This window comes from Microbacterium sp. USHLN272 (assembly GCF_037149655.1).
In the GTDB taxonomy this organism is placed as follows: Bacteria; Actinomycetota; Actinomycetes; order Actinomycetales; family Microbacteriaceae; genus Microbacterium; species Microbacterium galbinum.
In genome coordinates, this window is the sequence record NZ_JBBCRA010000002.1 from 1 (window position 1) to 12,868 (window position 12,868).

Sequence of the window (12,868 nt, forward strand, 5' to 3'; positions counted from 1 at the left end):
ATCGAGGTTATTTGGCATTTGACAAGTGCACGCTGTTGAGTTCTCAAGGATCGGATGCTCCCACGACCCAGTCATCACAACCAGGCCCGAAGGGCAACTTCTCTATCTTACCCATCTCATCCGGCTTGTCAAGTCGGCGTGTCGAGCAGATCAGTGATCCGCTGCACAGCCAGACAAGCTGTAGAAGAGGTGAGTCTCCCATCCTAGACGCAAGCGCCTGTTCTCTCAAGTGAGAGTGGATCGGGAGTCGTTCTCCGCTTGAGGGGGGTGAAGCTCTAGGCTTTCTCCGCTTCCCTGTGGGGCGAACAAGTAATAAGTTACGTGGCTTCCGGGGTTCTGGCAAATCGGGACGCACCGCTCGGGCGTGTCGCCGGGGCTCTCGGATCGCCTTCGTCCCGGTCACAGGCGTTTTCCCGCCCGCGACGCGCCGGGACTACGCTCGGCGCATGCCCACCTCACTGCTGCGACGCGTCTTCGAGGATCTGGCGATCACTCCCCCGGTGGACGCCGATGCCCCCGAACCGCGGGGCACCGTCCCCCTCTCCTCTCGGCTCGCGACGGACGAACTCGCCCGCTCCAGCGTCGCGGCGATCAGCGCCGTAGCGGGACGCGACCTCCGGACGATCGACCTCGAGCGCATCGCCCTGGCGTATCGGAGCGATCGCCTCCTCACGATCGACGGCTCCACGCCCCCGGTCTGGTCGCCGTTCTCCGGCTTCTGGTCGACCGCCGACGGTTGGCTCCGCACCCACGGGAACTACCCGCATCACGCGGCTGCCCTGCGTCGCGGCCTCGGCGTCGCGCCGAACGGTGACGCCACGGACGTGGCGTCCGCTCTCGCCCGTATCACCGCGGTCGACGCCGCCCGTGAGATCGCCTCTGCGGGTGGGCTCGCCGTCGTCGTGGAGCACGAACGTCCCGCGGTCGATCGTGCTCTGCGCACGACAGCACTCGTCGAGGTGTCGCGTGACGGCACCCGCCCGTCGCTTGCAGACCTGTCGAGACCCCGGTCACCCGACGCTCCGCTCGCGGGCTACCGCGTGCTCGATCTCACACGCGTCGTCGCCGGACCGGTGTGCACGCGCACGCTCGCCCTCCTCGGTGCCGACGTGCTGCGCATCGATCCTCCGCATCTGCCCGAACCGGAGTGGCAGCACCTCGATACCGGTCATGGGAAGCGAACGGCTCTCCTCGATGCCCGTTCCCCGCAGATGGAGGAGCTGCTGTCGTCCACGGATGCCGTCGTGCTCGGATACCGCCCGTCGAGCATCGCGCGCCTCGGGCTCGATCCGGACGCGCTCGCGCGTCGGCATCCGCACCTGGTGATCGCCCAACTGAGTGCCTGGGGCAGCGAGCATCCGGACCGGGCGGGATTCGACAGTCTGGTGCAGGCCGAGTCCGGCATCTCGTGGATCGAGTCACGGGATGGGCGTGCGCCCGGTGCGCTCCCTGCTCAGGCGCTCGATCACAGCGCGGGATACCTGTTGGCCGCCGCCGTCTGCGTCGCTCTCCGCCGGCGGGAGCTCGAGGGCGGAAGCTGGATCATCTCGACCTCGCTGCGACGGATCGCCGCCGAACTGCTCGGGCTGCCACGACACGATGTCCTCGCCGCCGAGCGAACGATCGACGGCTCAGGCCATACGACGCGGTTCTCCGTCGGGCGGAGCATCGTGACCGTCGGCTCGGCGATTCCGGGATTCGACTTCGCAGCCCCGCGACCCTGGGGACGGGATCAGCCGCGCTGGTGACGTGAGCGGCGCATCGCGATTACGAGGCACAGCACGATCGTGGCCGCTCCCCAGATCGCGCAGGCCGGAGGCAGCACCCGGTAGGCGAGGTGCTGCGCGGTGAACTCCGCGTCGAGTGGACCCCAGATCAACAGTCCCACGATCCACGATCCGATCAGGACGACGGGGAGCGACACCCACCAGGCGACGCGCACACCCTGCGGCACGCGGCGATCCAGGGTGGGTCGAGGCGGCCGACGCCGCACCCAGACCAGCGCCCAGATTCCGATGATCGCCAGCCCGATCACGCTCGATCCGTGCTGTAGCCACTTGTAACCCGGTAGCGGGCCCCACATCTCGTCGAGCGCCGGGACCAGCTCGACGCCGGTACGCCCTTCGTGCGTGAAGAGGTCCCAGAGGATGTGCGAGATCACTCCGAGGATCAGCGATGCAGCGAGCAGCACCGGGTACGCCCGACGCCCACCGACTCCCACGGCCTCCCCCGCCGCCGCGAACGCCGAGCGATTCCACCCCTCGGGAAGCCGCCGCGCGACCCATGCCGGAACGAGCTCCGGCACGGCCGGACGCAGCACGACGCGCCACACGAGGAAGAGCACGAACGCGAGGAGCGCGGTCCAGACCACGTTCCCCGCGGTGTGGGTGAACTCGTAGTTCAGTCCCACGCCGCGGAGGAACAGCGGAAGGTCCGGGGTCATCGCCCCGATCGCGATCGCCGCCGGCACGAGCGGCGTCCGGACGAACGGAAGTGCGACCAGCGCGTGGCTGGGTGTGAACGGCATCCGTCCTCCTCGGTGTCGGCGCCGAGGCGCGACGGCACGGAACCGTCAGGCGATGAACACGCCGGCCAGGGTCTTCTTACCGCGACGGAGCACGGAGACCCCACCGGGGAGACCACCACGCACCGTGTCGTTCTCGTCTTCGACGCGCGCGCCGTCGATCGAGACGCCACCCTGGGCGATCGCACGCCGCGCCTCGGAGAGACTCGACACCAGACCGGTCGAGACGAGTGCCTCGACCACTGGCGAGCCCAGCGCGACGGTCGTGTTCGGGAGCTCCTCGAGCGCGGTCCGCAGCGTGGCCGCATCGAGTGCGGTCAGGTCACCCTGACCGAACAGCGCGTCGGATGCCGCGATCACCGCCGCCGTCGCCTCGACGCCGTGCACGGTCGCGCACACCTCGAGCGCGAGGCGCTTCTGCGCGGCGCGACGGAACGGTTCGGACTCGACGAGTGCCGCGTACTCCTCGATCTCGGCGCGCGAGAGGAAGGTGAAGACCTTCAGACGCTCGATCACATCGGCATCCGCGGTGCTCAGCCAGAACTGGTACATGCGGTACGGGCTGCACATCGATGCATCCAGCCAGATCGCATTGCCTTCGCTCTTGCCGAACTTGGTGCCGTCGCTGTTCGTGATCAGCGGGGTGCCGATCGCGTGCGCCGACGCCCCCTCGGAGCGCCGGATGAGATCCGTGCCGCTGGTGAGGTTGCCCCACTGATCGGAACCGCCGGTCTGCAGCACGCAGTCGTACTGGCGGTAGAGCTCGAGGAAGTCCATGCCCTGGAGGATCTGGTAGCTGAACTCGGTGTAGCTGATGCCCTCGTCGGAGTTGAGGCGAGCTGCCACCGCGTCCTTCTTGAGCATCGTGCCCACACGGAAGTGCTTACCGACCTCGCGCAGGAAGTCGATCGCCGAGAGCGGCGCCGTCCAGTCGAGGTTGTTGACGATCCGAGCGGCGTTGTCGCCCTCGAAACTGAGGTAGCGCTCGACCTGAGCACGCAGACGATCGACCCACTCGGCCACCGTCTCACGCGTGTTCAGTGTGCGTTCGGCCGTCGGGCGCGGATCGCCGATCAGCCCCGTCGACCCTCCGACGAGCCCCAGCGGCTTGTGACCGGCGAGCTGGATGCGGCGCAGCGTCAGCAGCTGCACGAGGTTGCCCAGGTGCAGGCTGGGTGCCGTGGGATCGAACCCGCAGTAATACGTGATGGGGTCTCCCGCGAGCAGGGCGCGCAGCGCCTCCTGGTCGGTGGACACGTGGACGAGGCCACGCCACACGAGTTCGTCCCACACGTTCTCGAACGTGGGGTCGATCGCCGGCGTCGCAGTCGTCAGAGCGGGATCAGACACGCTTTCCAGGCTATCAGCGCCGGATGCCTCACCCGTTCGCCGACCACCAGACGAGGAACGCCGCGCCGAGGGCGATCACCCAGCTGACGAGGCTGCCGACCAGGAAGTACTCGGCTCGCGCACCGGTCTCGCGTCCGCGCGAGATCTCGGGGAATCGCACGATGCCCTTGGCCGCGAGCATCGCCGCCAGAAGCGGGTACGCCGCAGCGAGGGTCAGCATGAGCACCAGGATCCGCTCGAGGGGGCCGATCAATCGCCCGCCCTGGAATGCACTGCGCCGATCGATCGCCGCCGTCGGTTCGGATGCGGATGCCGATGACTCGCCGTCGGCCCGCTCCGCATCGGCGGGGGTCGGCTCGAGCTCTCGGCGCTCGACCGGGCGCCAGGTGTGTTCGCCGTCGAGAGCCGCGCGCACCACGAGGTTCGCGGATTCGAGGAGGAACGCCGCCGCACCGACCACCAGGACGGCGAGATCGAAGGAGATCGCGCCGACCGGCGAATCGAGGTGCCACACCTCGCCGATCAGGCCCGCGCCCGAGCGCTCGGGGAGAGTGACCACGGCGCCGACGCTGACGATGCCGAGCAGCACGGCCGGCCAGAACCCGGCGGATGATGGACGGTCGTCGGGCATGCACCACACCCAGAGCGCACCGACCACGAGCGCAGCCAGCATCGGGAGCAGCGCGTCGCCGACGCTGCCGAGCACGAGGAGCAGCACCGCGACCACCAGATAACCGATCCAGCGGCGCGCGGCGAACTGCCGCACGAGGTCGACGGCACCGACCGCGAGAAGGAGGAAGCCGGCGAGGATCATGCGATGTCACCGCGCAGCGTCGCCAGGCCGTCGATGAGCGCCTGGGCTCCGGCCCGACGCAGCGCCTTGGAGACGCTGGGTTGGGTCACGCCCTCGATCTCGGCGAGTTCTTGCTGGGAGCGGCCCACCAGGCGACCGTAGGTCAGCCGTCGCTCTCGCTCGCTCATCGCTCCCACCAGCTCGTCGCGGACGAGGAGGTAGGCGTTCGATACCGCGATCGTCGACTCCATGACCTCATTCTGACCGGGGGCACCGACAATCCACGTGCGCGAGCGCGGGACCGCTCGTCGTTCGCGCTCGTGGGCGAGGTCGATCGCCTCCCGTGCAGCCCACCATCCCGGCCCGTCAGGAAGCGCTCCGTGCGCGGAATCCACGCGGCGGACCTCCCCCACACCGAGCCCGAACCGCAACCCGATGCCGTCGGGAAGCGCGAGATGGATCATCAGGAGCGACGTCATCGCCCCCTCGAGATCGCCATAGACGGCCTGCTGCTCGTCGCCCACCGTCGGGGTGAGGGGCTGCAGCGCCAGCGGGCGATCGCGCTCGGCCTGAGCGATCGCGTCGTCGAGTCGACGCTGGGCGACCCCGCGGTCGCTCAGCGAACGGGAGCCGACGATGTCGGCGATCACGGCGATGACCATGTGTATAACCGTATCACGCATATTCTTGAGTCATGCCTTTATTGGCTATATTCTCGAGATATGCCTGAATCGCAGAACGTCCCGTGGAGCGCCGGAACCTGGACCCATCCTCCCCTCTCGACCGAGAGCGGACAAGAGCTCATCGCCACCGCCGTCGAAGGAAGCGATGCCTGGCGGCACACCGCCTACGGATTCGTCCACGACACCGAGCACGCGCTCCTCGCCCCGCTCGCCGTCGGCGAAGCCATGGAGGTCACCTTCGACGCGCCCTGGACCGGAGAGTTCGATCAAGCCGGCGTGTTCGTGCGCATCGACGACGAGCACTGGATGAAAGCCGGCCTCGAGTACGCCGACGGGCACCTCGGCCTCGGCGCCGTCGTCACCGCCATCCGCTCCGACTGGTCCGTCGGGTACGTCGACGACTGGCTCGACACCGAGGTCACGGTGCGTGTGAGCCGGTGGGCGGATGCCCTGATCGTGCGTGCCCGCGCGGCCGACGGCCCGTGGCGACTCGTGCGGGTCGCCCCGTTCGACGGCGACGCCGCGGCATCCGCCGGGCCGTTCCTCGCCGGGCCGACGCGCAGCGGACTCGCCGTGCGGTTCTCCCGATGGACGCGGACGCCCGCCGACACCGACCTGCACTGAGCACCGGGCTCCGGCCCACCGAGGCCGGAGCCCGGCTCAGATGCCGAGCGCGTGCGCGGCGGCCTGTGCGCGGGCGACGAGTTCGGCGCGCTGCTCGGCCACGCGCACCGGAGCGGTTCCACCGATCCCCGTGCGCGAGGCGACGGAGCCCTCGATCGTGAGGACCTCGCGCACCTCCGGGGTCAGATGCGAGGAGACGCCGGCGAGCAGCTCGTTGGACGCGTCCTCGAGACCGATCCCCTGCTCCTCGCAGGCGCGCACCAGCGCACCCGAGATCTCGTGCGCGTCGCGGAACGGCACCCGTCGCTTCACGAGCCACTCCGCGACGTCCGTCGCGAGCGAGAAGCCCTGCGGTGCGAGAGCCGCCATCCGACCCGTGTCGAAACGCAGCGTGGCGATCATGCCGGCGAAAGCGGGAAGCACGACCTCGAGGGTGCGAACCGAGTCGAAGACCGGCTCCTTGTCCTCCTGCAGATCGCGGTTGTAGGCCAACGGCAGTCCCTTGAGCGTCGCGAGAAGCCCCGAGAGATTTCCGATGAGGCGCCCCGACTTGCCCCGCGCGAGCTCGGCGATGTCGGGGTTCTTCTTCTGCGGCATGATGCTCGAGCCTGTCGAGTAGCCGTCGTCGAGGGTCACGAAGCCGAACTCGCGCGTGTTCCAGAGGATGATCTCCTCTGACAGGCGCGAGATGTCGACACCGATCATCGCGGTCACGAAGGCGAACTCGGCGACCACGTCGCGTGCGGCCGTGCCGTCGAGTGAGTTCTCGGCCGGACGATCGAGCCCCAGCTCCGAGGCGACGAGCGACGGATCGAGACCGAGCGTGGAACCCGCGAGCGCTCCCCCGCCGTACGGCGAGACGCCGGCCCGTCGACGCCAGTCGACCAGGCGCTCGAGCTCGCGCACCAGCGGCCAGCCGTGGGCCTGCAGGTGATGAGCCAGCAGCACGGGCTGTGCGTGCTGGAGATGTGTACGCCCCGGCAGGATCGCCTCGGGGTGCGCCTCGGCCTGCGCCACGAGCGCGTCGATCACCCGCAGGATGTCACGGGCGATCACCGCCGCGTGGTCGATGAGGTACATGCGCACGAGCGTCGCGATCTGATCGTTGCGACTGCGGCCGGCGCGCAGGCGTCCGCCCAGCTCCGGGCCGAGCTCGGCGATCAGCGCCTGCTCGAGCGCGCCATGAACGTCTTCATCGGTCGGCGCCGGGAGCAGCGTGCCGTCGGCGACCTTGCGCGCGACCGCGTCGAGGCCCGCGTGCATGCGCACCGCCTCCTCCGGCTCCAGGTAGCCCGCCGCCTCGAGGGCCGTGGCGTGGGCATGCGAACCCGCGATGTCGTACGGGGCCAGGATCCAGTCGAAATGCGTCGACCGGCTCAGCTCCACGAGCTCGGGTGACGGACCGGTCGCGAACCGGGCGCCCCAGAGAGCGCCCTCGTTCGTGCCGTCGCTCTTCGCGCCGCTCATGCGGATGCTCCGGCGAGGGCCGATGCCGAGCCGTTCTTCCGCAGCAGCCACACCAGCAGCGCCTTCTGTGCGTGCAGGCGGTTCTCGGCCTCGTCCCACACGACGCTCTTCGGGCCGTCGATGACCTCGGAGTCGACCTCGTATCCGCGATCGGCGGGAAGGCAGTGGATGAAGATCGCCTCCGAGTCGGCGAGCGTCATCGTCTCGGGCGTCACCTTGTAGCCGCCGAGATCACGGATGCGCGCGATCTTCTCCTCTTCCTTGCCCATCGACACCCACGTGTCAGTGACGACGACGTCGGCGCCGGCCGCAGCCTCGACGGGATCGGTGTACAGCGTGATGGACCCACCGGTCTCGGCCGCTCGACGGTCGGCCGCCTCCACGACGTCCGCCCGCGGCGAGTAGTCGGCGGGAGAGGCGATGCGCACATGCATGCCCGCTGTGACGCCGGCGAGCGCATAGGAGTGCGCCATGTTGCTCTGCCCATCGCCGAAGAACGTCAGCGTGAGCCCCGCGAGCTCGCCCTTGTGCTCACGGATCGTGAGCAGATCGGCGAGCAGCTGGCAGGGGTGGAAATCGTCGGACAGCGCGTTGATCACGGGCACTCGGGTGCCCGCCGACATCTCTTCGAGCCCCGACTGCGCGTAGGTGCGCCACACGATCGCGGCGACCTGGCGCTCGAGAACCCGCGCGGTGTCCGAGGGGGTCTCCTTGCCGCCGAGCTGGCTGCTCGCGGTCGAGATGATGAGGGGCGATCCGCCGAGGTCGGCGATCCCGACCGCGAAGGAGACACGGGTGCGGGTCGACGACTTGTCGAAGATCACCGCGACCGTCTGGGGTCCGGCGAGGCTCTTGTCCGCCCACCGATCCTTCTTCAACTCGATCGCGAGATCGAGGATCTCGGCCTGTTCGGCGGGCGTGAGGTCATCGTCGCGCAGCAGGTGGCGGGTCATGCGGATACCTTTCCGGGGAGCGTCGCGAAGACGTCGGAGAGCGTGGCCGCGAACAGCTCGCGGAACTCGGAGATCTCGGCGTCGCCGATCGTGAGAGCGGGCGCGATGCGCACCGTGTCGGGATTGGCCGCGTTGACGATGAGGCCGCGCTCCTGCGCCGCAGCGACCACCGCACCCGCGACCGGCTCGGTGAGGGCGACGCCGATCAGCAGACCGCGACCGCGCACACCCGAGACCAGCGGCGATTCCAGTCCGAGGATCGTCTCGCGCAGTTCTTCTCCGCGTCGGGCGGCGTTCTCGACGAGTCCCGCGTCCTCGATCTCGGCGAGCACGGCATCCGCCACCGCGGTGGCCAGCGGATTCCCGCCGAAGGTCGATCCGTGCGAGCCGGGGGTGAACAGATCGCTCGCCGCACCGTAGGTCACGAGCGCGCCGATCGGGAAGCCCCCGCCGATCCCCTTCGCGAGCGTGATCGCATCCGGGGTGATGCCCTCATGGCTGAACCCGAACCAGGCGCCGGTGCGCCCGGCACCGGTCTGGATCTCGTCGACGATGAGGAGCGCTCCGTGCGCGAGCGTCAGTGAGCGGGCGGCGGCGAGGTAGCCCTCGGGAAGCTCGACCACGCCGGCCTCGCCCTGGATCGGCTCGACGATGACCGCCGCGACGCGATCGTCCATCGCGGCTTCGAGCGCCTCGATGGTCGCCGGGATGTGCTCGACGCCGCCGGGCATCGGCTCGAACGGGGCGCGCATCGCCTCTTTCGCGGTCAGCGCGAGCGAGCCCATCGTGCGGCCATGGAAGCCGTTCTCGAGGGCGATGATGCGCGGACGCTCGGCACCGCCGTGCAGACGGGCGAGCTTGAACGCGGCCTCGTTCGCCTCGGCGCCGGAGTTCGAGAAGAACACCCGACCGTCGATCCCGGCCCCCGCGAGACGCTTGAGGCGTGCGGCGAGCGCGAGCTGCGAGGGGGTCGCGAAGTAGTTCGAGACGTGGGCGAGCGTCGCGGCCTGGCGAGAGACCGCTTCGACGAACACCGGGTGCGCGTGGCCCAGGGAGGTCACGGCGATCCCCGCGAGGAAGTCGAGGTGGCGTCGGCCCTCGGAATCCCACAGATAGGAGCCCTCGCCACGCGTCAGCAGCGCCAGGCGCGCTCCCGCGTTGAGTACGAGGTCGCGCTGCGCGTCGTCCTGCCAGATGGTCATCCTGCCACCACTTCCGTTCCGATTCCTTTGCTGGTGAAGAGTTCGACGAGCACCGAGTGCGGCACGCGTCCGTCGATGATCGCCGCGGCGTCCACTCCGCCCTCGACCGCGTCGAGGCAGGCGCGCATCTTCGGGATCATCCCCGACTCGAGACTCGGCAGCATGTCGATGAGGGCCGTCGACGTCAGATGGGACACGAGCGAATCGCGGTTCGGCCAGTCGGCGTAGAGTCCCGGCACGTCGGTGAGGATCACGAGTTTGCGGGCGCCGAGAGCGATCGCGAGCGCAGCCGCCGCCGCGTCGGCGTTGACGTTGAGGGAGTGCCCCGGGTGGTCGAGATCGGGCGCGATGCTCGACACGACGGGGATGCGCCCGGCGACCAGATGATCGATGACCGCCGTCGGATCGACCTGCACGACGTCGCCGACCCGCCCCAGATCGACCTCTTCACCGTCGACCATGACCCCGCGACGGCGACCGCCGAACAGGCCCGCGTCCTCACCGCTGAGCCCCGTGGCGATCGGGCCGTGGGAGTTGATCTTGGTGACCAGCTGCGGGTTCACCTGGCCGGTGAGCACCATGCGCACCACGCCGATCGCCTCGGTGTTGGTGACGCGATACCCGCCCTTGAACTCGCTGGGGATCTCGAGGCGCCCGAGCATGTCGGAGATCTGGGGGCCGCCGCCGTGCACGACCACCGGCTGCACGCCGACATAGCGCAGATACGCGATGTCCTGCGCGAAGGCGTCCTGCAGTTCGTCCGACACCATGGCGTTGCCGCCGTACTTGACCACGACGATCTGGTCGCGGAACTTCTTCAGCCACGGCAGCGACTCGATGAGCGTCGTCGCCTTCTGCGCCGCCTCTTCGGCGGGAGTGTCCTGGATGTCGGTCATGAGGCGTAGGCGCTGTTCTCGTGCACGTAGTCGTGGGTGAGGTCGTTCGTGAGGATCGTGGCGTATGCCTCGCCCGAACGCAGGTCGATGACGAGGTTCGTCGCCCGAGGCGTCAGGTCGACATCTTCGCGCGGACGATCCGGACCGCCTGCGGTGCACACGCGCACGTCGTTCATCCAGACGTCGACGTCGTAGGGGTCGAACTGCGCGGACGTCGTGCCGATGGCGGCGAGCACCCGACCCCAGTTGGGGTCGTTGCCGAAGATCGCCGCCTTGAAGAGATTGTTGCGGGCCACCGAACGGCCGACCTCGACGGCATCCTGCTCGGACACCGCGCCGCGCACCTCGATCGTGATGTCGTGGCTCGCGCCCTCCGCATCGCCCTGCAGCTTGACCGCCAGTTCCTGGCAGAGCTCGCGCAGCGCCGAGCGGAACGCATCCAGGTCGGGCTTCACCCCGCTCGCCCCGTTGGCGAGGAGGGTGACCTGGTCGTTGGTCGACATGCATCCGTCGGAGTCGAGCCGGTCGAACGTGGTGCCGGTCGCTGCGCGGAGCGCGGCATCCGCCTCGAGCGGCTCGAGGTCGGCATCCGTCGTCACCACGACCAGCATGGTGGCGAGTCCGGGAGCCAGCATGCCCGCGCCCTTCGCCATGCCGCCGATCGTCCATCCGTCGCCCTGCACGACCGCCGTCTTCGCGACGGTGTCGGTCGTCATGATCGCCTGGGCCGCGGCGTCGCCGCCGTCGGCGGACAGCGTGGCGATGGCCTGCTCGGTGCCGGCGAGCACCTTCGCGCGGAACACCTCGTCACCGGTGCCGATCAACCCGGTCGAGCACACGAGCACGTCACCCGCGCTGATGTCGAGCAGCTCCGCGGCCTTCTCGGCCGTCTGGTGCGTGGTCTGGAATCCGAAGCTTCCGGTGAAGCAGTTCGCGCCACCGGAGTTGAGCACGACCGCCTCGACGACGCGATCGGCGATCACCTGCTGCGACCAGATGATCGGGTTCGCCTTGGCGCGGTTGCTCGTGAACACGGCGGCGCCGACCTTGCGCGGGCCACGATTGACGACGACGGCGACATCGGGCTTGCCGGTGGACTTGAGGCCGGCGGCGACGCCTGCCGCTTCGAAACCTGCGGGGGCGGTGACGCTCACGGGGCGACTCCGTTCACTGAGAGCGCGCGGTCCTCGGGGAGGCCGAGCGCGATGTTCATGGACTGGATGGCGGCGCCGGCGGTCCCCTTGACGAGGTTGTCGACCGCGGCGACCACCGTGACCCGATTCGCCGCACGGTCGATCGCGAGACCGATCAGCGCGGTGTTCGCACCGAGCACGTCGGCGGTGCGCGGGAACACGCCCTCGGGCAGCAGCTGCACGAAGGTCTCGTCACCGTAGGCGTTCTGCCAGGCGGCGCGGATGTCGGCGTCGGACGCACCGGGCACGATCGGCGCGGTCGACGTCGCGAGGATCCCCCGCGACATCGGCACGATCACCGGGGTGAACGAGATGCGGATGCCGTCGCCCGATGCGCCGGTGCTCGCGGGCGCCGCTGCGGCGAGCGCCTGCCGGATCTCGGGGATGTGCCGGTGGGTGCCGCCCACGGCGTAGGGGTTCGCGGTGCCGAGGACCTCGCTGGCGAGCAGGTTGGTCTTCAGGCTCTTGCCCGCACCGGAGGGGCCGACCGCGAGCACCGAGACGATGTCGCCCGGGTCGATCACACCGGCGGCGACCCCGGGGGCGAGGCTGAGGCTGACGGTGGAGGCATTGCAGCCGGGAGCAGCGATGCGTGCGGCACCGCGCAGGCGCTCGCGCTGCTTCGTTCCGTCGACGAGGAGCTCGGGCACGCCGTAGGTCCAGGCATCGTGGAAGGTGCCTCCGTAGAACGCGTCCCAGGCGTCCTGCGACGTCAGACGGTGATCGGCACCGGCGTCGATGACGAGCGGAACGTCGCCCAGCGCATCCGTGTACTGCCCGGACTGTCCGTGCGGGAGCGCGAGCACGACGATGTCGTGACCCGCGAGGATCTCGGGTGTGGTGTCCTGCAGGGTGAGGTGCGCGAGGGAGCGCAGGTGGGGCTGATGCTGGACGAGCGGCTGTCCGGCGTTCGAGTGCGCCGTGACGGTGCGGATCTCGATGTCGGGATGAGCGGCGAGGAGGCGGAGGATCTCGCCGCCCGCGTAGCCGGATGCGCCGGAGACGGCGACGGAGTACGTCATGCTTCTACCTTAACGGTCGGGGCTGTCGGGGACCGGGGCGGCGACACCGGTGCTCGACCATCGTCCGCCGGGATCGGCAGGCAGGAGCGCGGGGTCGCCTAACGTCGGCGGTCGCGGCGTCGGCGCACCGGAGCGGCGCTCGGGACGAGCGTCGAGACAGC

The 12,868-nt window shown here is 69.4% G+C and carries 12 protein-coding genes; 2 read left to right on the plus strand and 10 right to left on the minus strand.

Features of this window, described 5'->3' with window-relative positions; translation table 11 throughout:
- Window positions 1–446: 446 nt before the first annotated feature.
- On the plus strand, window positions 447–1,748 hold the full coding sequence (locus WFJ97_RS13310) for a CoA transferase (RefSeq protein ID WP_336641882.1): 1,302 nt from the start codon (window positions 447–449) through the stop codon (window positions 1,746–1,748).
- On the opposite strand, the gene WFJ97_RS13315 is transcribed toward WFJ97_RS13310, so the two are convergent.
- The 4 genes from WFJ97_RS13315 to WFJ97_RS13330 are packed head-to-tail and all read right to left on the minus strand — an operon-like array spanning window position 1,733 to window position 5,329.
- Window positions 1,733–2,527, minus strand: a complete 795-nt coding sequence (locus tag WFJ97_RS13315) for a DUF4184 family protein (RefSeq protein WP_336641883.1) — start codon at window positions 2,525–2,527, stop codon at window positions 1,733–1,735. The genes WFJ97_RS13310 and WFJ97_RS13315 overlap by 16 nt on opposite strands.
- A gap of 45 nt (window positions 2,528–2,572) precedes the next feature.
- Window positions 2,573–3,874 carry a tyrosine--tRNA ligase gene (gene tyrS, locus WFJ97_RS13320; protein ID WP_247634412.1) on the minus strand — a complete coding sequence of 434 codons (1,302 nt, stop codon included), beginning with the start codon at window positions 3,872–3,874 and terminating at the stop codon, window positions 2,573–2,575.
- A 28-nt stretch (window positions 3,875–3,902) separates the two neighbouring features.
- A complete protein-coding gene (locus WFJ97_RS13325; RefSeq protein ID WP_336641884.1) occupies window positions 3,903–4,688 on the minus strand; it encodes a hypothetical protein in 786 nt (261 codons plus the stop codon).
- The gene (locus WFJ97_RS13330; RefSeq protein ID WP_336641885.1) at window positions 4,685–5,329 is read right to left on the minus strand and encodes a SatD family protein; all 645 of its coding nucleotides are present in this window, start codon (window positions 5,327–5,329) and stop codon (window positions 4,685–4,687) included. The genes WFJ97_RS13325 and WFJ97_RS13330 overlap by 4 nt, the downstream gene beginning before the upstream one ends.
- A gap of 60 nt (window positions 5,330–5,389) precedes the next feature.
- Here WFJ97_RS13330 and WFJ97_RS13335 point away from each other — a divergent pair, with 60 nt between their 5' ends.
- Entirely contained in the window at window positions 5,390–5,974 is a 585-nt protein-coding gene (locus tag WFJ97_RS13335; protein WP_336641886.1) for a DUF1349 domain-containing protein, read from the plus strand.
- Between the two features lie 36 nt (window positions 5,975–6,010).
- Here the strand turns inward: WFJ97_RS13335 and argH are convergent, their stop codons facing one another.
- Genes argH through argC form a run of 6 tightly spaced genes read right to left on the minus strand, consistent with a single transcriptional unit; the run spans window position 6,011 to window position 12,707 of the window.
- Window positions 6,011–7,441, minus strand: a complete 1,431-nt coding sequence (gene argH, locus WFJ97_RS13340; protein ID WP_336641887.1) for an argininosuccinate lyase — start codon at window positions 7,439–7,441, stop codon at window positions 6,011–6,013.
- Window positions 7,438–8,394 (minus strand): ornithine carbamoyltransferase, encoded by a 957-nt coding sequence (gene argF / locus WFJ97_RS13345; protein ID WP_247956524.1) that lies wholly within the window; start codon window positions 8,392–8,394, stop codon window positions 7,438–7,440. Before argF ends, argH begins: the two co-directional genes overlap by 4 nt.
- The gene (locus WFJ97_RS13350) at window positions 8,391–9,596 is read right to left on the minus strand and encodes an acetylornithine transaminase (RefSeq protein ID WP_247625359.1); all 1,206 of its coding nucleotides are present in this window, start codon (window positions 9,594–9,596) and stop codon (window positions 8,391–8,393) included. The genes argF and WFJ97_RS13350 overlap by 4 nt, the downstream gene beginning before the upstream one ends.
- Window positions 9,593–10,492 carry an acetylglutamate kinase gene (gene argB / locus WFJ97_RS13355; RefSeq protein WP_247634407.1) on the minus strand — a complete coding sequence of 300 codons (900 nt, stop codon included), beginning with the start codon at window positions 10,490–10,492 and terminating at the stop codon, window positions 9,593–9,595. The genes WFJ97_RS13350 and argB overlap by 4 nt, the downstream gene beginning before the upstream one ends.
- Complete coding sequence (argJ, locus tag WFJ97_RS13360; protein WP_336641888.1) at window positions 10,489–11,646, minus strand: bifunctional glutamate N-acetyltransferase/amino-acid acetyltransferase ArgJ; 1,158 nt, start codon at window positions 11,644–11,646, stop codon at window positions 10,489–10,491. The genes argB and argJ overlap by 4 nt, the downstream gene beginning before the upstream one ends.
- The gene (gene argC, locus WFJ97_RS13365; protein WP_336641889.1) at window positions 11,643–12,707 is read right to left on the minus strand and encodes an N-acetyl-gamma-glutamyl-phosphate reductase; all 1,065 of its coding nucleotides are present in this window, start codon (window positions 12,705–12,707) and stop codon (window positions 11,643–11,645) included. Before argC ends, argJ begins: the two co-directional genes overlap by 4 nt.
- Between the last annotated feature and the right edge of the window lie 161 nt (window positions 12,708–12,868).

Bases quoted from the DNA above. Each gene is read 5' to 3' on its own strand.
- WFJ97_RS13310 (WP_336641882.1), top strand. From the start codon at position 447: ATGCCCACCTCACTGCTGCGACGCGTCTTCGAGGATCTGGCGATCACT.
- WFJ97_RS13315 (WP_336641883.1), bottom strand. From the start codon at position 2,527: ATGCCGTTCACACCCAGCCACGCGCTGGTCGCACTTCCGTTCGTCCGG.
- WFJ97_RS13325 (WP_336641884.1), bottom strand. From the start codon at position 4,688: ATGATCCTCGCCGGCTTCCTCCTTCTCGCGGTCGGTGCCGTCGACCTC.
- WFJ97_RS13330 (WP_336641885.1), bottom strand. From the start codon at position 5,329: ATGGTCATCGCCGTGATCGCCGACATCGTCGGCTCCCGTTCGCTGAGC.
- WFJ97_RS13335 (WP_336641886.1), top strand. From the start codon at position 5,390: ATGCCTGAATCGCAGAACGTCCCGTGGAGCGCCGGAACCTGGACCCAT.
- argH (WP_336641887.1), bottom strand. From the start codon at position 7,441: ATGAGCGGCGCGAAGAGCGACGGCACGAACGAGGGCGCTCTCTGGGGC.
- argF (WP_247956524.1), bottom strand. From the start codon at position 8,394: ATGACCCGCCACCTGCTGCGCGACGATGACCTCACGCCCGCCGAACAG.
- WFJ97_RS13350 (WP_247625359.1), bottom strand. From the start codon at position 9,596: ATGACCATCTGGCAGGACGACGCGCAGCGCGACCTCGTACTCAACGCG.
- argB (WP_247634407.1), bottom strand. From the start codon at position 10,492: ATGACCGACATCCAGGACACTCCCGCCGAAGAGGCGGCGCAGAAGGCG.
- argC (WP_336641889.1), bottom strand. From the start codon at position 12,707: ATGACGTACTCCGTCGCCGTCTCCGGCGCATCCGGCTACGCGGGCGGC.